Raw genomic sequence first — 17,305 nt, 5'->3', positions numbered from 1 at the left:
CCCTTGTCAATTTAGCGTTTATAAAAAGGTGTTGGGACAACTTTCGCCTGCAAACGGCGCTTTCGCACTTGAACAGTGACTTCTGTCCCTTCTTCTGTGTAAGCGGCATCTAATAACGCCAAGCCGACGTTTTTTCCTAAGGTTGGAGACTGTGTTCCAGTCGTTACAAAACCAATCACCTGATCTCCATCCAGGACATCATAATGTGTGCGCGGAATCCCTTTATCCATCATTTCGATGCCGACAAGTTTACGGGAAGGACCCTCTTCTTTTTGCTTCTTAAGTACTTCTTTACCGATGAAGTCTGCATCTTTATTGATTTTGACTGCGAACCCGAGTCCGGCTTCAATCGGAGTAATGTCTTTGGATAATTCTTGTCCGTATAGGGCAAGGTTTGCCTCAAATCGTAGTGTATCTCTTGCTCCTAGTCCGATTGGACGCACACCAAAAGTTTCGCCTGCCTTGAGGATGGCTTGCCACAAATCAGGACCCGCAGATGCCGGAAGATAAATTTCGAACCCATCTTCTCCTGTGTACCCTGTACGGGAGACGAGCGCTGTCTCACTCACTCCTTTGAGCTGGACCTCCTGTTCAAATCGGAAAAACTTGATTTGCGAAAGATCTGTGTCCGTAAGGCTCTGTAGCGCTTCTTCCGCCTTAGGACCTTGCAGGGCCAGTTGTACGTAATCATCCGAAACATCCGATATGCTGACTCCCTCTTCTTGGTGATCTTTCATCCATTGCACATCTTTTTCGCGGTTTGCTGCATTGATGACAAGCAAGTATTTGTTCACTTCCAATTGATACACAATCAAATCATCAACGGTCCCGCCATCTTCATAACACATGATGGTGTATTGTGCTTTATTCGGGACTAATTTAGACACATCATTCGTCAATAGCTTTTGCAAGAATTCAAGACTGTGCTCACCCTCGACAAGTACTTCCCCCATATGAGAGACATCGAACAGCCCAGCTTGCTCACGCGTCGCATGGTGTTCTTCTTTAATGCTTGAGAATTGAACTGGTAGATCCCATCCACCGAAATCGATTGTTTTTGCCCCCAACTTCTTATATTCCTCAAACAAAGGGGTACGCTTTAATTCTGACATCCTTCACCACTCCTTTTTGAATCCATCCATAAAAAAAGAGACTTCTCCGCCTTAAGAGAAGTCTCTGTCTGTTCACCAGAAAGTTTCACGATTCGTTTCACGCTTGTAAACCGCTTGCTTCGTGGGTGGTCTGTCAATTAAATCAACAGACGCTCTCCAGAGCTGCGTCCCACAGAGGTCTTTTTGCCTGAGAGATTCACAAAGTTGTTTGCTCCTTCGGCGCTACGGATGTAGTCTCTCCCCCTGCAGTCGTTCGCTATCGTATTTTATTAGATTGGTATGGACATACTAAATGGTACATAAGCTCATAATTCACGTTTATTATAGCACAGGCATTTACGAAGTGCCTATTCAATTTTACAAATCATTCACAATCTTTTCACGAAAATTTATTACCAGTTATGGGGGCGTCACAATGTTTGAGATTCTTCCGGATAAAACATTCATGAAAGACTTTCAAGAACGATTAAAAAACGTTGAGCAACTCTCCGATTGGAACAGCTTCTCCTTAGCCTATGAAGCAGCTATGTTCAACAAGATTGACCATTTCGATGGGTTACTCTCTCTAGATCACTTACCACATGTAGAATTCTTAGATCACCAAGTGGATGCAGCGAAAAGGGTAGTTCATGAAATGCATGGACGTGCGATTCTTGCAGATGAAGTTGGACTTGGGAAAACGCTTGAAGCAGGGCTGGTCTTAAAGGAGCTCATGATCCGCGGAGTGGCTAAGAAAGTATTGATTCTCACACCTGCATCGCTTGTAAACCAATGGGTACAGGAGCTAAATGAAAAGTTCTTCATTCAAGCATATTCTCCGAGAAAGAAGCAAGCCGCCTGGAAAGATTGGGATATTACGGTTACATCAATAGATATGGCTAAACGTCAAGGGCACTCAGAAACCATATTATCCATTCCGTACGACTTCATCATCATCGATGAGGCACATAAGTTGAAGAATCATCAGACCAAGAACTATCAATTTGTTCAGTCCTTGCAGAAAACCTACTGCTTATTGCTGACAGCAACACCTATACAAAACAAATTGAGTGACCTTTTTAACCTCGTCTCCATTCTGAAACCAGGCTACCTCGGAAACTTGACGGACTTTAAGAAGAAATATCGACAAAATAAATCGGAAATCGATGGCGTCGAGCATATCCACTCTTTAGTAAGTCAATTGATGATTCGAAACCGACGGAAAGACACCGGCCTCAATGAATCGAAACGCGTTGTCGTAAATGAGCGTCTATCATTTACAGAAGACGAAAAAGCATGGTATGACCAATTGACTTCCTTTAAAATGAACCACAATTCGTTTACGTGGCTCACGCTAGCAAAAGAATTCTGTTCTTCCCGAGAAGCATGTTTTATGTCCCTGAAAGAAATGGTCAAAAAGATGAGTCAGGAAGATGCACAGCATTACATCAAGCTTTTAGAAAAGCTTGAGCAGCTCCCCCATCATGCTAAAGCAAAACGGATGGTCGAAATTATCGAAAAATCTGGCGGTAAATTTATTGTATTTACAGAATACCGGGCGACCCAATTCTATTTACAATGGTACCTCCAACAACATGGCATTTCCTCCGTACCGTTCAGTGGAAAATTCAATAAAAGCAAACGCGACTGGATGAAACAGTTGTTTAAACAAAAGGCACAAGTGATGGTCGCAACTGAAGCGGGCGGTGAAGGAATCAACTTGCAGTTCTGTCATCAAATGATCAATTACGACCTACCTTGGAACCCGATGCGTCTCGAACAGCGCATAGGACGTATACACCGATTCGGACAAGACCAAGATGTTAAAATCTATAACTTTGCCATCCAAGATACGATCGAAGATCACATTATGAATATGTTGTACGAAAAAATCGAGATGTTCAAAAACGCTGTAGGTGATTTAGATTTAATTCTTGAGAAATTGCCTGGCGGTTCTTTTGATGAACATGTCAAAACCATCATCAGTGAGTCGGAGAGTCAAGGTGAAATGGATATTAAAATGAATAACTTGGTAAGTTATGTGGAGTATTCTGTAAATGAAGAGAGGGAATCCAGTTGAGAACACCGCAGTACACTTTCGTTCGTGAATTCTTTACTTCAAATGGATGCACCATTTCTGAAGAAGGACCTACGCATATGACCATTCAACTTACTAGTGAAATGGACGAAGAGATTATGAATCGCCCATTCTATTGGCACTACATGAAGAAGATGAATCGAATGGGCGAACCAATGGAACTGACCTTTACGGAAAGCAAGGATATAGAGGGTATCTACTTACACCCTGGTACACCTAAGCTACACACCATCTTCCAAACCGCAATGACCAGAGGGAGAACGGCTCGCCTTTACGAAGTCACTCAAGACAAAGGAGGACTTACACCTTGGCTTGTTATAAATCTGTTTCTTCATTTTAGAGGGAAGCAATCAAAGAATGAGCATCTTTCACTAGGGTTGAACCTACTAAACGGAGCGTTTGTTCAAAACACGATGGAGTTTCTCCGTCAGTATGATTTTGATCAACACGTTTCAGACTACACTTTTCCCATCACACCGATTATTCAACTCCCGAGTGCATACCGGCGGATGGAGGGGTTTGTTGAGCAATACGCTGGATCATTAGACCATCAGTGGGCGAAAGATTCCCGCCAACATTGGGAACAGGAACAATCGTTACTTAATTCATTCTATAAATCAGGAGACCTCTCTGAAGATTATTATACAAATGAAAAAGAACAACTTTCCAAAAGATATCACCCGCGAATTGAAATGGAAGTTGTCAATGGAGGCTTATTCTATTTGTCCCAATCGTCAAACCATAAGATACTCCAACAAGACATATAAAAAAAGCCGCCAACTGCGGCTTTTTTTTAATACACTCACGTGACCAAACGACATTGCACTCTCGCGGGTGCAATCGAAGTATTTGAGATAAAAAGGCAGAAAATCTAATGAATTAATCAGTGATTCGCTTTCCAACGTTTTCGAAACATTTTTATGGCAATTGGGAGAACCCCGAACCAATAGAGCGATGATTTTTTGGATGGTTTCTTAGCCTTCCTGTCTTTTTTCTCTTCTTTTGACATTTGCATGTATTTTACCATTTCTTCTGTCAAAAACTTCACATAATCATTTCGATCCATCTAATCCCCTCTTTATATTAGGCTTATGATTAGTATGGTCGAATACTCATCCATTTAATCTACGGATAATCTCATCTGTTATGACTTCTGGGGATTTATCGTCAACATTCACCACTAAATCCGCTGCCCTCTCGTACAATGCAAGGCGTCCCTGGAACTTTTCTTTCTTATCTTGTTCATTTCCTTTCCATAGAGGTCGTGTGGTGTCATTAGATAAGCGAGAATCTATGGTTTCCCATGACGCTTGAAGATAAATCACTTTTCCCATATGGAGCGCTTCTCGATTATCTTCTCTTTCTACAACACCGCCTCCCGTTGATACAACGGAATCTGCTTTGATGGATTGCAGAAGTTCGGTCTCCTTTTGCCTGAAGTAGCCTTCTCCTTTCCTGGAGAAAATATCCTTAATACTTGTACCTTCTTGTCTCTCGATTTCTTCATCCATTTCTAATAATGGAAGTGCCAACTTTTCACTTAATTGCTGTGCAACTGTAGTTTTCCCACTCCCCATAAACCCAATAAGAAAAATCATCTTACACCCTCCTAGATATATTTTCAGGAAAAAGAAGGAATTTCATCCATCTTGTCGAATAATACTTATGTACCAATAATTGAATTGAGGTGATGGTATTATTGAACTCCGTAGCTGACTTCGCTCGTGAATTATTTGCATCTTCTATTCAACACACCGCATCAGATATCCACTTCTCTCCTTACCAAGAAAAGGCAAATATCTATTTCCGCATCCATGGAGAGCGCATTTTTCACTCTTCCCTACCTTTACCTGACTACAAACGTCTCTTGTCCTATTTCAAATTTACATCAGGAATGGATATCGGGGAAATGAAACGACCTCAAAATGGAACACTCGAACACCGAACAGACCACAAATCGTACGACCTCAGGCTTTCCACACTTCCGATAACAGGCACAGAAAGTTTAGCAATACGGATCCTAACCCCGATGGATCACACCCCTCTTGATAAACTCTTCCTTTTTCCATCTCAGTTGAAACAAATCCAATCTTGGCTCACACACACGAGTGGAATGATTTTATTCACTGGCCCAACAGGATCCGGAAAAACTACCACCTTGTACGCATTGTTACAATCTTTAATGAATAGGCGTTCCTTTCAGGCTATCACCCTCGAAGATCCCATTGAAAAAAACTTACACAACATTATACAAGTACAAGTGAATGAGCGCGCGGGCATCACTTATGACACGGGTTTGAAAGCAGCATTGAGACACGACCCGGATTTACTTATGGTAGGGGAAATACGTGATCAGTCCACTGCTCAGTTCGCCTTTCGAGCTGCCTTAAGTGGCCACTTAGTAATTAGTACGATTCATGCCAAAGATGCTTTTGGAACCATTCGAAGATTGAAGGAGATGAATATCCAGCAAGCTGACCTTGAGCAAACACTCGTAGCTATAGCAGCCCAACAGCTTTTACCACTTTACGGTCACATGCACCTTCCTAAGCGAGCTGCTATCCTCGAGCTCCTTGACGGCTCTCTGCTACAACATGCCACTAGGGACACCCCTCCCTACCAAGCTCCATCCTTTCGCTCATTTTCACAATTGAGGAGGAAAGCATATGCGCTCGGCTATCTCAAGAAGGGCTGACTGGATTATACGAAGACGGGAGCGACTTTCCGTCAAAACACAAATTTTATTTTTCCACCGGATAAGTCACATATTATCCAAAGGTTACCCCTTGTTAGAGGCCATGAAGATTGCAGCATGGGACCCAAAGCTCATCCCCATCACTAGTGAGCTTTCTATTCAATTACAAAGAGGTGCTACACTGGATGAGGCATTCGAAAAAGTAAACTTCTCACCCTTTGTTGTTACGTTTTTATACTTCGGCAAACACCACTTAGACCTATCGGGAACATTCCGTCAATGCGAAAAGATGCTCACTCTGCAATCTACATACAAGCAGAAAGTAATACAAGCCCTAAGGTACCCCCTTTTTCTTCTCTTGTTCATTATTATCGCATTCGGAGTCATTCAACGAAATATTCTACCGAACTTTCTTCTATTATTCGAAAGTGAGAGAACTTTATGGTTAATGAAATTGATAAGCCTCTCCCTCAACCTATTCGGGATAGTAGCGATTCTGCTCACCCTTCTTTCCTTCTTATGGTATCTTTTCAGCCCAAAAGTCGAACTTCCTACTTATCTAAAAATGATCGATCGAATCAAGTTGATCCGAGAGGCGTACTCTCTTGTTCTTTCCTACCTCTTCACAAGCCACATGCAAACATTACTTTCCACTGGTCTTTCCTTAAAGCAATCCCTTGATTTAATTACTCATCAAACCCGGCACCGTATATTAGCCCACTATGGCGAGCGTATTCTGCAAGATCTACAAGACGGAAAAACAATCGGGCAGGCCATTCACCCCTGTTCCCTTCTGCTCGAGGAACTGACAAACCTATTCCACCAAACGCATGATGTTCAGGCACTGACCAGCGAGCTGGAACTATTAGAACATTTCTACCTCAACTATATGGAAACCACCCTTTCTAAATGGGTCCAACGTATTCAACCCACATTTTTTATCCTTATTGCCATTTTAGTCGTCACGATTTATGCATCCATTATGCTGCCTTTATACCAATGGATGGATCAAATGTAACTAAAGGAGCTGTTTATTATGTTTAACGAAAAAGGATTTACCTTAATTGAAATGCTGATTGTTCTGTTAGTAATTTCGGTGCTACTGATCATTACGATTCCTAACTTATCTGCCCAGACGGGATCGATTCGGTCAAAGGGCTGCGAAGCTTTGATTGCAACAGCAGAAGCCCAAACAGAAGCCTATATGTTAGACCATGGTTCTCATCCGGCGAGCATAGATACTTTAATTGATGATGGTTATTTGAAGCAAAAAGAATGCCCAAACGGAGAGGTGTTATCGTATGATACATCAGACCCTAAGAAAATTACGGCTGCCGAACCAGTACCAATTCAACAATAAAGGATTCACCCTCCCAGAAGTTCTAGTTATTCTGACAGTGTGGGCCACCCTCATCCTTATCTTCTCCCCACTTCAACACAGAATGATGGATTCTTTAAAGACAAAACAATTCTTCAGCCAAATGGAATCGGATTTGCTACTTACCCAACAGTTGACGATGCAAAAACATGAAGGCTATTACCTCATGTTTCGTAAATCTAAGAATGACTACATTTTGTACGACCCTGTAAACAAAGAATCACTTCTTCAAAGAACGTTACCAAAAGATTGGAGGTACCAGATGAATACAATGTCATCTACCATCCGGTTCAGACGAGATGGAACCATCAGGCAACCCGGAAGCATGCGGTTCTATGCAGGCAATGAGACCTACAAGGTCACTTTCCCATTCGGAACAAGTAGGATGAGACTAGATGAACTATAGAGGGTTCACCTTAGCAGAGACCATTTTTTCTTTCAGTTTGTTTCTTCTCGTGACCTTGATGATCCTCCCCTTATTAATTCAAGTAAAAGTTGAACAGAAAGAGCTTTCGATAAAGAGACAAGCCATTTCTTCGCTTCACGATCAAATCGTATCGTGGAGAGAACCGCATGATGCACTTCCTTATTCAAGAACCGATCCGGAACATCCCGAGGTGCTCTACACGTTTCAATACGAGAATGGATACATCCAAGGATGCGCTGATTTTAACACTACTAATATGAAAGAAGTATGTCTATATGTACCATCGTGAAATGGGATTTACTCTAATAGAAACTTTAGTCGGGCTTCTCGTCACTCTTATTGTCCTTTCTATGACCTCCCCACTCCTACACTTCATGAATACAAACTCCTACCATTCAGAATTAGAAACGAGACAGTTTTTTCTTTATGTTCAACAAGAAATCAACCGTTCTACCGACCTATTCATCGGCACTTCTTATGTAGAGATGACAGACCCGGACAATCGGATTATCCGAATAGAACTTTTCAAAGACAGTGTACGCAGGCGTGTGGATGGAAAAGGTCATGAAATTCTTCTCACAGCTGTAAACGAAATCAACTTTAAATGGAACTCCAACTCCCTCTCTATAGAAGTGAAAAAGGAAGGAGACACCTATGAGAAACAGATCCACGTCTCTCCTAAACAATGACAGAGGGATGCTTTATCCTTGGGTATTTGTACTAGCCTGCTGTCTAATTGCGGTAACCTTTCACACTATTTACCTTTACCAAAATGAGCTGCAGCATACAAAGTCCTATCAGCTATCCATGATTTCTCAAAACCTTTTAGAGGCTTCTGAACATCAGCTTTGGGAGAGATGGGAAACGAACGGCTATACACATCAAGAAGCTCCTTACACCTTTTCATTTGAGGAAGGTGCAATTGAAGCGGACTGCGATGAAATAGAACCAGATAAGATTTCCTGTCGATGGAGTATTACGAATGTCGAAGGGGATCTCTCGTATAAGCAAACAATCTACAAGAATATTTTTCCACATAAATAACCATCGCTTCCAGCTGCTAAATGGAGGCGATGGCTAAAGTGCTCTGCCAATTCCATATGAGAATGTATTAAGAGATTTTTTCTGTGTATTCCATCTTTTTATTTGTAATTCCTCTCAATCCCTCTACATCGTACCCTACAACGATCTTTTCGCCATTGGTAAGGATTGGACGACGCAACAGCTTAGGCTTCTCCGTTACAAGGTTTAGAAATTCATTCATAGTCAAATCTTCTATATCTATATCTAATGCTTTGAATTCCTTACTACGCTTAGCAAGAATCTCATCGATTCCTTGAGTCGTTAACGTGAGAATATTCCTTAACTCATCAATAGATGGAGTTTCACGGAACAGGTGCTGTTCGTTAAATTCCACCCCTTGACTCTTAAGCCATGACTTCGTGCGCCTGCAAGATGTGCAACTTGGGTACGTGTAGAATTTTAACTGTTCCATAATAACTCTCCTCATGTAGTTTAATTGTACTGGTGTACACTTATTGTATAACCTTTGTACAATAAGTTAAACTCTTTTTCACTATAATTTTTTGAAAATTTGTGAACACCGTGTATAACATCCGTAAAAAAAACAAAGACTTATTACCATAATGAATGTTTTACAATTGAATGAGGGTCGTATATAATAGGTTTGATAGTTTAACGAAGAAAAAGGAGGGGGAAAAAGCATGGATCGTATGTTTCGAGTGCTGGCCTTTTGGACGGGTATATTCACTATCATGTTTTATGCTGGTGATATGATGGAAGCAGCATTACTATCTCTAGTTCAAACGGCTTTTTTCCTTACTATTGGTTACCTTAAACTGTCTGAGCGTATGTATGTCTACATATTTTTCTCATACCTGACAGTTTTCATGATTGGGTTTACGTATTATTCATCCTTTATCTTAGTACCGTCTTTCGGTGGCCACTAAAAGAAAAACCTGTTATCTGCTCAGATAACAGGTTTTTTTTGCATTTAATTAAAAAAAGGATTCTCTTGCTTCTCCTCTTCTATCGTTGTAGCAAGCCCGTGTCCAGGATAAATGCGCATGTCATTCCTCAGACTGAACAATTGTTCTCGAATACTTTCTTCAAGTTGCTCTCGATCTCCACCCGGTAAGTCGGTACGCCCCATCCCTCGTTGGAACAATGTATCACCAGCGATGGTGAAACGTTGATTCCTAAATACAAAAGACATACTTCCTGGTGAATGTCCTGGCGTATGACGAGCTTCAAACGTAAATGGTCCGATCTTCATCTGCCCAGGCTCTAAAGTATAATCAGCAGGCTTTGCTTTGACCTCACCAACAGGGAATAATGCAGAGCCGTTTTGAGCTGGGTCCATCAACCATTCCGCTTCTGCCTCGTGCAAGTACACAGGAGCCTCATAAGCCTCTCTGAGCTCATCGACAGCTCCGATATGGTCAAAGTGAGCATGGGTCAGTAAAATTGCTACTACGTCCAGCTCACGCTCTTTCAGGTAGGATTGCAGTTTATCAAAATCTCCTCCCGGATCAACGACTAATGCTTGTTTGTTTTCATGAATAATGTAAGCGTTTGTAGCCATTGGTCCGAGCGGCATCCGAGAAATTTTAATCAATGGGTAGACACCTCTTCTTTCTTTTATTAAAATACATATAGAATAACTCGACAATTTACCTTTTATGCTATAGAATAAGCTTGAGTGAAATTGGGCTACATATAGTATAACATCCCCTTATTCGGGATGATAATAAAGAAAAGTTCTATAGGGGGTGCTGAAATGGTAACAGCTATTATTCTTCTAATCGTTGCAGTTCTTTGTGTGTTTGCCGTTTTCCGTGAGCTTAAGACGAAAAACTTCTTTGCCGTTCTATTTGCAGGAGCATCAGCATTAATGTTCGGTTGGTTCTCCATCATGACTATTTATGCCAACCTTTTCGCAGGATAAAAAAACGAGCTACCATAGGGTAGCTCGTTTTTTTAATGGGATTGCTGCTGACTTTCGATCTCCTCTTCAGAATCCAAGAGTTGTTTATGCTCATTGAAGAAATAACGATACATCGCGATGGTCACAAACATGGCACTAATGGAAACAGACGAGAAAATGCTTAGTGAAATGACCAGTTGGTACTTGATGGCCATGACCGGTTCTACTCCTCCTAGGATCAATCCTGTCATCATGCCGGGCAACTGGACAAGCCCGATGGTCTTAATACGGTCCACATTGGGAATCAAAGCTGCATTAAGTGTCTTTCTAATGATTAGGTGAGAAGCTTGTTTTGGTTCTGCCCCAAGGGATAATGCAGCAAGGAGTCGTCCATTATTTTGTTTGAACTCACTCTTCATCCTCTCCAGCGAAAGCCCCATGGCAACCATACTGTTTCCTATGACCATCCCGCTCATAGGAATGACCTCTGAAGGCGTGAATTTGACCATGTCAAAAGTAAGCCACATGATCAATACACTTGCCTCTACTACGAATAACCCTGCAAATATCACTGGCAAAATGTGAGGGAGTTCTTTCCCCTTCTGTCTTGCATGAAAAGTGGCTACAATTAACATTATTCCGACCATTAGAGGAATGCCGACTTCAGCAGGTAAATCGAACAACCACGTCAGAACATAACCAATGGCGAACAACTGAACAGTCCCTCTAATCGAAGACCACAGCACGTCTTTACTCAAACCAAGTTGATAAAAGTAGGAAAGACTTAACGGGATAATAACAAATACGACTAGAAATAATAATGATTGATTCGAAATTTCAGGCGACATAACGACACATCCTACTCTTCAAGAAAATTAGATAACGCTTTTGTAGATGGATTGTCCAGCATATCAGGAATCTTTCCGTCTTCCTGTAAGGTACCATCCGAAATGAATAGTCCACGATCTCCTAGACGACGAACTTGTCTCAAATTGTGTGTTACCATAAGCATCGTGAGTTTATGATCTTCAATAAGACATTCCAGTACCTCTTCTATGTCCTCAGCCGTCCTATTGTCCAAAGCACTGGTTGGCTCATCCAACAACAGCATTTCGGGCTTGTTTGCAAGTGTCCTGGCTAAAGAGACTCTCTGTTGTTCCCCACCTGATAACTGGTCTACTTCCCTGTCTAGAAAAGAATTAGGGAGCTGAACATATTCAAGTAACTTCTTCGCTTCCCGCTCATCCCATTCATCAAATAATTCCGGTCCATACCTCAAATTATCTTCCACAGTTCCTGGAAAGAGATTTGGTGATTGCAGAACCAGACCTACTTTCTTCCGTAAAGAAGTGATCGAATAGTCTTCAATAGGTTTATCCTTGTAGTAAATCGCGCCTTCTTCTGGGTCGGTCAATCGGTTGAATAAAAATAATAACGTACTTTTCCCCGCTCCTGAAGGACCAAACAATATCACTTTATCCTGTTCCTCTATGGTAAAGTTCACATTCTTCAGTGGAGGCTGTGACACATTCTCAAATCGAAACATAATCTGCCCACTCTCTTTATAGTATGTACAGTTTTATCCTTACCCTTTTTGAGCAGAAATTATGTGATACTAACACTTCCCATCTTCACATCCATTTCTAAAGTTAAAAAAAGCCACTAGACAATTGTCTAGTGGCTGTTGAATTACTTATTTATTATTAGAGTTCCCGAAGTCGTAGAAACGGAACAAGTCACCATAAATCACATTATCTGAGAGTTTCAATTCCTGGTCGACTTGCTTCTTCACTGGAGCACACGCCTCCGATTGTTCCCCTTCTAAAGGATCGCCTGTTTCACGATCATAACAAACGCCGTCTGTATATATATACTCTTCGTTTACGAAACTACCATTACGGAAGGCGACAAAGTCGTCTTCTTGATCCGCAAACATATTTTCACCGAAGGTCAAATCTTTTTCTTCTTCGATACCGAGTAAGTGTAGAAGCGTCGGTTTCACATCAATCTGTCCGACCACTTTTTCCTTAATTTCTCCACCCTCGTATCCAGGGATGTGCACCATGAAAGGTACACGCTGGAGCTGGACGTGTTCATAACCATCAATTTCTTTTCCTAAGAATTGACTCATTGCCTTATTATGGTACTCACTAATACCGTAGTGGTCTCCCATCAAAACAATAATAGAGTCCTCATATATTCCTGATTGTTTCAGCTGCTCAAAGAACTTCTCTAGAGCTTCGTCTGTGTAACGAGCCGTCTGGAAATAATGGTTGAGCGTATTCGAGCCGGAATCATACAAATCAATGTTCGCTTTCTCTTCCGGTAACTCAAACGGGAAGTGGTGAGTCAGTGTAATGAACTTACTATAGAAAGGCTTATCTTGAGACTGCAGATACTTAATGGATTGCTCGAAGAAAGCTTTGTCTTCAAGCCCCCATCCAAAGGAGTTCTCCGGAGTAACTTGGAAAGACTGCTCTCCGTAGAATTGATCATACCCGATATTGTCATACATCACATCACGATTCCAAAACGTCTTATTATTCGCATGGAATACCGATGTTTGATACCCGTTATTATTCAAGATCTCCGGCAGAGCATTGTATTCATTTTGAGCGTGAGTGAAATATACTGCCCCTCTACCTAATGGATAAAGAGAATTCTCTACAATAAATTCAGAGTCCGAGGTCTTTCCTTGAGCCGTCTGATGATAGAAGTTTTCGAACCAAATCGTGTCCTTACTTTCTTTTAAATCGTTAAGGAAAGGAGTCGTCTCGGTACCATTCACTTCTGAATCAAGGAGGAAATTCTGGAAGGACTCCACACTGACAAATATGACATTCTTGTCTTCAGCAATCCCGAATAAGTCCGCTTCCTCTCCTTTTAAATCAGGGGAGTGTTCGTCTAGATAGGTTTCCACTTCACTGATTTCACTTTCATCCGCCATCACTCGTTGTGCTCTAGTTTTCGTCTGCATCGTCATGTCATACAAATGGTAATTATAAATACCGATATTCTTAACCAAATATTCTCTGTCGAAGGCACGGACAAACAACATCGGACGTTCGACTTCCGCTAGAACTACATTACCAGCTAGAAGCAGGAACGTAACAGCCGTTGCTGCAATTTTCCCACTCCTCGGAAGGGAAACAGACAGATCGAACTTCTGTTTACTTAAATACCAAATGATCGCGACATCAAGGAAGATAATAATGTCTTCCCAATGCAGCAATGTTAGAAAACTACCCGTCAAATCCGCCGCATTGTTACCTTGGAATAAAACTGGAATCGTTATGAAATCAGTAAAATTCCGATAAAAAATAAGGTTCGCAAAGAGAACGAGTGATCCAATCAGTGCTGTCCAGCGCAAGTACTTCATCTGACGCTTTGGATTCAACCATACACTGATGGCAAAAATTAAGTAAGCACTAGCAATGGGGTTCATAAACAGGATAAACTCCTGCATCGCATTTTCAATCGAAAGGTCGAACATAAATCGATAGACAATATACGTTTTCAAACCAAACAATAGGGTTGCTATAACAAATAAAGGCATGCGTAGATGTTTTCGTTGCATGTTGGTTCCTCCTCTAATGACAAACGTATAATCTTTATTTACATACGCTTTACCATCATACATAACTATGTTTACAATTGCCATCTATACTAAAAGTTAAACGCATCTTATAATATGACGTTTATAGTATCACAAAAGTTTCATCGAATTTCGATTATACATTAAATGTAATTGAATTGTTAAGTATCTTCATGCAACCTACATATTTTTGATAAAATCTCTCCTAATTCTGCCAAAAGAAACAAAAAAAGTTGGAGCTATCAGCTCCAACTTTTTTATTGGTTTTTCTTCACAAGGTAAGCTCCGCCGATTACCCCAGCATCGTTTCCGAGTTGTGCTAACCCAAAGCTAGTTGCTTCTGCCGTTCGGGCTAAAGCATACTGTTGATATACTTTCTGCAACGGTTGAAGGAGTTGGTCTCCTGCTTGGGAAACCCCTCCCCCAATCACGATTTTCTCTGGATTCAAAGCAATCGCTAAGTTGGCAATCGCTAATCCAAGCACTTCTGTTACATCAGCAAGAACACTTACAGCAAGCTCATCCGCTGCGGATTCTGCTTCAAATACTTCTTTTGCCGTTAGATGATCCGCTTCAATAGAGGATTTTAAAATCGAATCAGGATAGTCGGACAATGCTAGCTTTGCTTTTCGGACAATACCAGTAGCGGAAGTTTCCGTTTCGAGGCAGCCGCTCTTTCCACAGTTACATGGAGCCCCGCCTTCCTTGACGACCGTCATATGTCCGATCTCAGCAGCTGTACCGTTGGCTCCATTAATAATCTGTCCATTAGAAATGATTCCACCACCAACTCCGGTGCCCAATGTAACGGCGATCAAATTCTTCGCTCCTTTACCAGCACCCAACCAATTCTCTCCTAATGCAGCAAGGTTGGCATCATTATCCACCCAAACCGTAAGTCCGGTTAATTCACTTAAGATATTTCCAAAATCAAAGTCTTTCCAACCTATATTTACTGCTTCATGGATATATCCGGTATCCGTATCCACAAAACCAGGCGCCCCGGCCCCGATCCCTATGACACGGTCTTTCGAAATATGTAATTCCTGAAGTGTCTCTTCGATAGTACGGTGTATGTCCTCTGGTATGGACTCTCCCTGATTACTCGTATTCGTCGGAATCTCCCATTTCTTTTGTATCTCCCCTGCATCATTAATGACAGCAAGCTTTACCGTGGTTCCTCCGATATCTGCACCTAGATATACTCTTTCCATTCTATAAACCATCTCCCTCTAAACGGTCTTTCATGCGTGCAATTTCTCCTCGCAGCAACAAAATAGCCATTTGGTAATCTTCCTTTACAATACACTGAGACTTGTAAAGTTCACGCACTTCCTCTTCCATCAACTCTAAATCAGCGAGTCGATCTCCTACATAGATAAAAGTTCCAAATTTCTTAAGTAATTGTTGAATGTCATAGATTGTTTTCACGTTTCATCACCTTCTCCATTATACCAAGAGCCTTGAAGAAATGAAAACCATTCCATAGTTTACGAAATAGAGAAAAACCCTGTACCTTAACGGTCAGGGTCTTTCGGGTGAAGAAATGCTGGTCTTCTGTTTTTCAGTGGTATAGGAGATCGAACTAGTACATCACGCAAAGCCTTCCATGAAAACGGTAAAAACGGCCAGAAGTAAGGAGTCTTGAAAGTCTGCATTCTAGCCAAGTAAATCAGCCAGACACTTACTCCTACTACATATCCTTTAACTCCAAATAACCCTGTCACAATTAACAGAATGAGTCTTGATATCCTATCAGCCAACCCCAGCTCATAGCTCGGGGTGGCAAAGGTGCCGATGGCAGCAAGTGATAAGTATAACACCACTTCACTCGAAAACAGCCCGACGTCTACTGCAACTTGGCCAATCAGGATGGCTGCTACGAGTCCAAGTGCAGTTCCGAGCGAATTCGGTGTGTGGATAGCTGCCATTCGTAATAGATCTATCCCTATTTCGGCGATTAAGAACTGAATCATCAGCGGGATGACACCTTGGTCTGATGGCCCAATAAAAGCGATGGCCTCTGGAAGAAGATCTGGATTCATCGAGAATAAAAAGTAGAGCGGCAAAATAAAGATAGAGGCAATAAAAGCAAAAAACCGCACCCATCTTAAATAAGCTCCTACAAGCGGCTTTTGACGGTATTCTTCTGCATGCTGCAAGTGGTGCCAGAATGTAGCCGGAGTGATCATGACACTTGGAGAGCCGTCGATGATAATAAGAATGTGCCCCTCATATAGATGAGCTGCCGCTGTGTCAGGCCGCTCTGTATAGCGGATGACTGGATACGGATTCCAATGCTGGCCACTGATATATTCTTCAATAGTCTTTTCCGCCATCGGTAAGGCATCGGTGTCAATTTCGTCTAAGACACGTTGCAAGTGCTCGACACGTTCAGGATCTGCAATGTCTTTTAAATAGCAGATACAAACATCCGTCATGGACCTGCGCCCCACCTGAGTATAGACCATCCTTAAGGATCTGTCTCGGACTCTGCGCCTTGTCAAAGCAGTGTTGAAAACGATGGTTTCTACAAACCCGTCACGAGATCCGCGTACTACTCTCTCCAAGTCAGGCTCAGCCGGCCCTCTCACTGGATATGTACGGGCGTCGATCATGATCACATCTTCACAGCCCTCGACAACTAATGCTGTCGGTCCAGCAAGTACGGTATCCGCTGCCTTATTCAGATCTTTCTCTCTATCTAACTCGACGTAAGGAATATGGGTCTTTAACAATTGCGAAAGAGGATCTGGATCTAACTGATCTGGGTCCAGTTTTGATAGTAGTTTCATCAAATAGTGGAGAATGTCATCTTTGACAAATCCATCAACGAGAAATAATGACATCCCACGCCCTGCATAAACAAGGTCTAGATGAATCATATCGAAACTTTCATCGACTCCAAGACGCTCCCTCATGTATGCCACGTTCTTTTCATATTGATCAAATACAGGCTGCTTTTCTTCGCTCACACGACTCCCTCCTTACCTCTATCTTCTTCTTTTAAAGGAAAAACATACATTTTCTTTTGAATACGAGCATGTATCTCGTCATAGCAATAGAAGTAAGAA

22 protein-coding genes and 2 riboswitches are annotated in these 17,305 nt (G+C 41.8%); of the genes, 11 read left to right on the top strand and 11 right to left on the bottom strand.

Annotation, left to right across the window (positions count from 1 at the left end):
• Positions 1-11 precede the first annotated feature (11 nt).
• Positions 12-1,112 (bottom strand): glycine cleavage system aminomethyltransferase GcvT, encoded by a 1,101-nt coding sequence (gene gcvT / locus E4663_RS04820; protein WP_079479741.1) that lies wholly within the window; start codon positions 1,110-1,112, stop codon positions 12-14.
• Positions 1,113-1,174: 62 nt separating this feature from the next.
• A riboswitch (glycine riboswitch) is annotated at positions 1,175-1,274 on the bottom strand.
• Positions 1,275-1,277: 3 nt separating this feature from the next.
• A riboswitch (glycine riboswitch) is annotated at positions 1,278-1,365 on the bottom strand.
• A gap of 162 nt (positions 1,366-1,527) precedes the next feature.
• Between gcvT and E4663_RS04815 the strand changes: the two genes are divergently transcribed.
• Both E4663_RS04815 and E4663_RS04810 read left to right on the top strand, forming a co-directional pair.
• A complete protein-coding gene (locus E4663_RS04815) occupies positions 1,528-3,171 on the top strand; it encodes a DEAD/DEAH box helicase (RefSeq protein ID WP_135326824.1) in 1,644 nt (547 codons plus the stop codon).
• Positions 3,168-3,956 (top strand): YqhG family protein, encoded by a 789-nt coding sequence (locus E4663_RS04810; protein ID WP_135326823.1) that lies wholly within the window; start codon positions 3,168-3,170, stop codon positions 3,954-3,956. The genes E4663_RS04815 and E4663_RS04810 overlap by 4 nt, the downstream gene beginning before the upstream one ends.
• Positions 3,957-4,072: 116 nt before the next feature.
• On the opposite strand, the gene E4663_RS04805 is transcribed toward E4663_RS04810, so the two are convergent.
• Positions 4,073-4,255, bottom strand: a complete 183-nt coding sequence (locus E4663_RS04805) for a YqzE family protein (protein ID WP_079479738.1) — start codon at positions 4,253-4,255, stop codon at positions 4,073-4,075.
• 46 nt (positions 4,256-4,301) lie between these two features.
• A complete protein-coding gene (locus E4663_RS04800) occupies positions 4,302-4,787 on the bottom strand; it encodes a shikimate kinase (protein ID WP_135326822.1) in 486 nt (161 codons plus the stop codon).
• Positions 4,788-4,879: 92 nt separating this feature from the next.
• On the opposite strand from E4663_RS04800, the gene comGA reads away from it, so the two are divergent.
• The 7 genes from comGA to E4663_RS04765 are packed head-to-tail and all read left to right on the top strand — an operon-like array spanning position 4,880 to position 8,733.
• A complete protein-coding gene (gene comGA / locus E4663_RS04795; protein ID WP_421803488.1) occupies positions 4,880-5,884 on the top strand; it encodes a competence type IV pilus ATPase ComGA in 1,005 nt (334 codons plus the stop codon).
• Positions 5,856-6,902 carry a type II secretion system F family protein gene (locus E4663_RS04790; protein WP_135326820.1) on the top strand — a complete coding sequence of 349 codons (1,047 nt, stop codon included), beginning with the start codon at positions 5,856-5,858 and terminating at the stop codon, positions 6,900-6,902. The genes comGA and E4663_RS04790 overlap by 29 nt, the downstream gene beginning before the upstream one ends.
• 18 nt (positions 6,903-6,920) lie before the next feature.
• Positions 6,921-7,244, top strand: a complete 324-nt coding sequence (gene comGC, locus E4663_RS04785; RefSeq protein WP_135326819.1) for a competence type IV pilus major pilin ComGC — start codon at positions 6,921-6,923, stop codon at positions 7,242-7,244.
• The gene (gene comGD, locus E4663_RS04780) at positions 7,186-7,668 is read left to right on the top strand and encodes a competence type IV pilus minor pilin ComGD (RefSeq protein WP_158290422.1); all 483 of its coding nucleotides are present in this window, start codon (positions 7,186-7,188) and stop codon (positions 7,666-7,668) included. The genes comGC and comGD overlap by 59 nt, the downstream gene beginning before the upstream one ends.
• The gene (locus E4663_RS04775; RefSeq protein ID WP_135326817.1) at positions 7,658-7,978 is read left to right on the top strand and encodes a type II secretion system protein; all 321 of its coding nucleotides are present in this window, start codon (positions 7,658-7,660) and stop codon (positions 7,976-7,978) included. The genes comGD and E4663_RS04775 overlap by 11 nt, the downstream gene beginning before the upstream one ends.
• Before the next feature lies 1 nt (position 7,979).
• Positions 7,980-8,378 (top strand): ComGF family competence protein, encoded by a 399-nt coding sequence (locus tag E4663_RS04770; RefSeq protein WP_158290421.1) that lies wholly within the window; start codon positions 7,980-7,982, stop codon positions 8,376-8,378.
• Positions 8,379-8,385: 7 nt separating this feature from the next.
• Positions 8,386-8,733 (top strand): hypothetical protein, encoded by a 348-nt coding sequence (locus E4663_RS04765; RefSeq protein WP_135326815.1) that lies wholly within the window; start codon positions 8,386-8,388, stop codon positions 8,731-8,733.
• Between the two features lie 67 nt (positions 8,734-8,800).
• Here E4663_RS04765 and E4663_RS04760 read toward each other — a convergent pair whose 3' ends face one another.
• The gene (locus E4663_RS04760) at positions 8,801-9,184 is read right to left on the bottom strand and encodes a Spx/MgsR family RNA polymerase-binding regulatory protein (protein WP_079479676.1); all 384 of its coding nucleotides are present in this window, start codon (positions 9,182-9,184) and stop codon (positions 8,801-8,803) included.
• 229 nt (positions 9,185-9,413) lie between these two features.
• Between E4663_RS04760 and E4663_RS04755 the strand changes: the two genes are divergently transcribed.
• On the top strand, positions 9,414-9,659 hold the full coding sequence (locus E4663_RS04755; protein ID WP_079479675.1) for a DUF2626 domain-containing protein: 246 nt from the start codon (positions 9,414-9,416) through the stop codon (positions 9,657-9,659).
• 44 nt (positions 9,660-9,703) lie between these two features.
• Here the strand turns inward: E4663_RS04755 and E4663_RS04750 are convergent, their stop codons facing one another.
• On the bottom strand, positions 9,704-10,327 hold the full coding sequence (locus E4663_RS04750) for an MBL fold metallo-hydrolase (protein WP_135326814.1): 624 nt from the start codon (positions 10,325-10,327) through the stop codon (positions 9,704-9,706).
• A gap of 162 nt (positions 10,328-10,489) precedes the next feature.
• On the opposite strand from E4663_RS04750, the gene E4663_RS04745 reads away from it, so the two are divergent.
• The gene (locus E4663_RS04745) at positions 10,490-10,657 is read left to right on the top strand and encodes a DUF2759 family protein (RefSeq protein ID WP_079479674.1); all 168 of its coding nucleotides are present in this window, start codon (positions 10,490-10,492) and stop codon (positions 10,655-10,657) included.
• Positions 10,658-10,689: 32 nt separating this feature from the next.
• Here E4663_RS04745 and E4663_RS04740 read toward each other — a convergent pair whose 3' ends face one another.
• From E4663_RS04740 to E4663_RS04715, 6 genes are all read right to left on the bottom strand, one after another.
• On the bottom strand, positions 10,690-11,484 hold the full coding sequence (locus E4663_RS04740) for an ABC transporter permease (RefSeq protein ID WP_079479673.1): 795 nt from the start codon (positions 11,482-11,484) through the stop codon (positions 10,690-10,692).
• An 11-nt stretch (positions 11,485-11,495) separates the two neighbouring features.
• Positions 11,496-12,182: an ABC transporter ATP-binding protein gene (locus E4663_RS04735; RefSeq protein WP_135326813.1), complete on the bottom strand. Its 687-nt coding sequence runs from the start codon at positions 12,180-12,182 to the stop codon at positions 11,496-11,498.
• A 147-nt stretch (positions 12,183-12,329) separates the two neighbouring features.
• Entirely contained in the window at positions 12,330-14,213 is a 1,884-nt protein-coding gene (locus tag E4663_RS04730; protein WP_135326812.1) for an LTA synthase family protein, read from the bottom strand.
• 275 nt (positions 14,214-14,488) lie between these two features.
• Positions 14,489-15,445: an ROK family glucokinase gene (locus E4663_RS04725; protein WP_079479667.1), complete on the bottom strand. Its 957-nt coding sequence runs from the start codon at positions 15,443-15,445 to the stop codon at positions 14,489-14,491.
• Between the two features lies 1 nt (position 15,446).
• Positions 15,447-15,662, bottom strand: coding sequence for a YqgQ family protein (locus E4663_RS04720; RefSeq protein WP_079479666.1), 216 nt, complete (start codon positions 15,660-15,662; stop codon positions 15,447-15,449).
• A gap of 86 nt (positions 15,663-15,748) precedes the next feature.
• Positions 15,749-17,152 carry a spore germination protein gene (locus E4663_RS04715; protein WP_079480879.1) on the bottom strand — a complete coding sequence of 468 codons (1,404 nt, stop codon included), beginning with the start codon at positions 17,150-17,152 and terminating at the stop codon, positions 15,749-15,751.
• Between the last annotated feature and the right edge of the window lie 153 nt (positions 17,153-17,305).

It is taken from the genome of Halobacillus salinus (genome assembly GCF_004684905.1).
Taxonomy (GTDB): Bacteria; Bacillota; Bacilli; order Bacillales; family Halobacillaceae; genus Halobacillus; species Halobacillus salinus.
The sequence above is the reverse complement of the archived record's forward strand: the minus strand, read 5'-3'. Positions and strand labels throughout refer to the sequence as shown.

Excerpts from the sequence above, each read along its gene's own strand:
- E4663_RS04815 (WP_135326824.1), top strand. The coding sequence starts at position 1,528 with ATGTTTGAGATTCTTCCGGATAAAACATTCATGAAAGACTTTCAAGAA.
- E4663_RS04770 (WP_158290421.1), top strand. The coding sequence starts at position 7,980 with ATGGGATTTACTCTAATAGAAACTTTAGTCGGGCTTCTCGTCACTCTT.
- E4663_RS04790 (WP_135326820.1), top strand. The coding sequence starts at position 5,856 with ATGCGCTCGGCTATCTCAAGAAGGGCTGACTGGATTATACGAAGACGG.
- E4663_RS04755 (WP_079479675.1), top strand. The coding sequence starts at position 9,414 with ATGGATCGTATGTTTCGAGTGCTGGCCTTTTGGACGGGTATATTCACT.
- E4663_RS04725 (WP_079479667.1), bottom strand. The coding sequence starts at position 15,445 with ATGGAAAGAGTATATCTAGGTGCAGATATCGGAGGAACCACGGTAAAG.
- E4663_RS04715 (WP_079480879.1), bottom strand. The coding sequence starts at position 17,152 with ATGAGGGAGCGTCTTGGAGTCGATGAAAGTTTCGATATGATTCATCTA.
- E4663_RS04760 (WP_079479676.1), bottom strand. The coding sequence starts at position 9,184 with ATGGAACAGTTAAAATTCTACACGTACCCAAGTTGCACATCTTGCAGG.
- E4663_RS04800 (WP_135326822.1), bottom strand. The coding sequence starts at position 4,787 with ATGATTTTTCTTATTGGGTTTATGGGGAGTGGGAAAACTACAGTTGCA.
- E4663_RS04745 (WP_079479674.1), top strand. The coding sequence starts at position 10,490 with ATGGTAACAGCTATTATTCTTCTAATCGTTGCAGTTCTTTGTGTGTTT.
- comGD (WP_158290422.1), top strand. The coding sequence starts at position 7,186 with ATGATACATCAGACCCTAAGAAAATTACGGCTGCCGAACCAGTACCAA.
- E4663_RS04740 (WP_079479673.1), bottom strand. The coding sequence starts at position 11,484 with ATGTCGCCTGAAATTTCGAATCAATCATTATTATTTCTAGTCGTATTT.
- E4663_RS04805 (WP_079479738.1), bottom strand. The coding sequence starts at position 4,255 with ATGGATCGAAATGATTATGTGAAGTTTTTGACAGAAGAAATGGTAAAA.
- gcvT (WP_079479741.1), bottom strand. The coding sequence starts at position 1,112 with ATGTCAGAATTAAAGCGTACCCCTTTGTTTGAGGAATATAAGAAGTTG.
- E4663_RS04730 (WP_135326812.1), bottom strand. The coding sequence starts at position 14,213 with ATGCAACGAAAACATCTACGCATGCCTTTATTTGTTATAGCAACCCTA.
- comGA (WP_421803488.1), top strand. The coding sequence starts at position 4,880 with ATGGTATTATTGAACTCCGTAGCTGACTTCGCTCGTGAATTATTTGCA.
- E4663_RS04775 (WP_135326817.1), top strand. The coding sequence starts at position 7,658 with ATGAACTATAGAGGGTTCACCTTAGCAGAGACCATTTTTTCTTTCAGT.
- comGC (WP_135326819.1), top strand. The coding sequence starts at position 6,921 with ATGTTTAACGAAAAAGGATTTACCTTAATTGAAATGCTGATTGTTCTG.
- E4663_RS04735 (WP_135326813.1), bottom strand. The coding sequence starts at position 12,182 with ATGTTTCGATTTGAGAATGTGTCACAGCCTCCACTGAAGAATGTGAAC.
- E4663_RS04765 (WP_135326815.1), top strand. The coding sequence starts at position 8,386 with ATGCTTTATCCTTGGGTATTTGTACTAGCCTGCTGTCTAATTGCGGTA.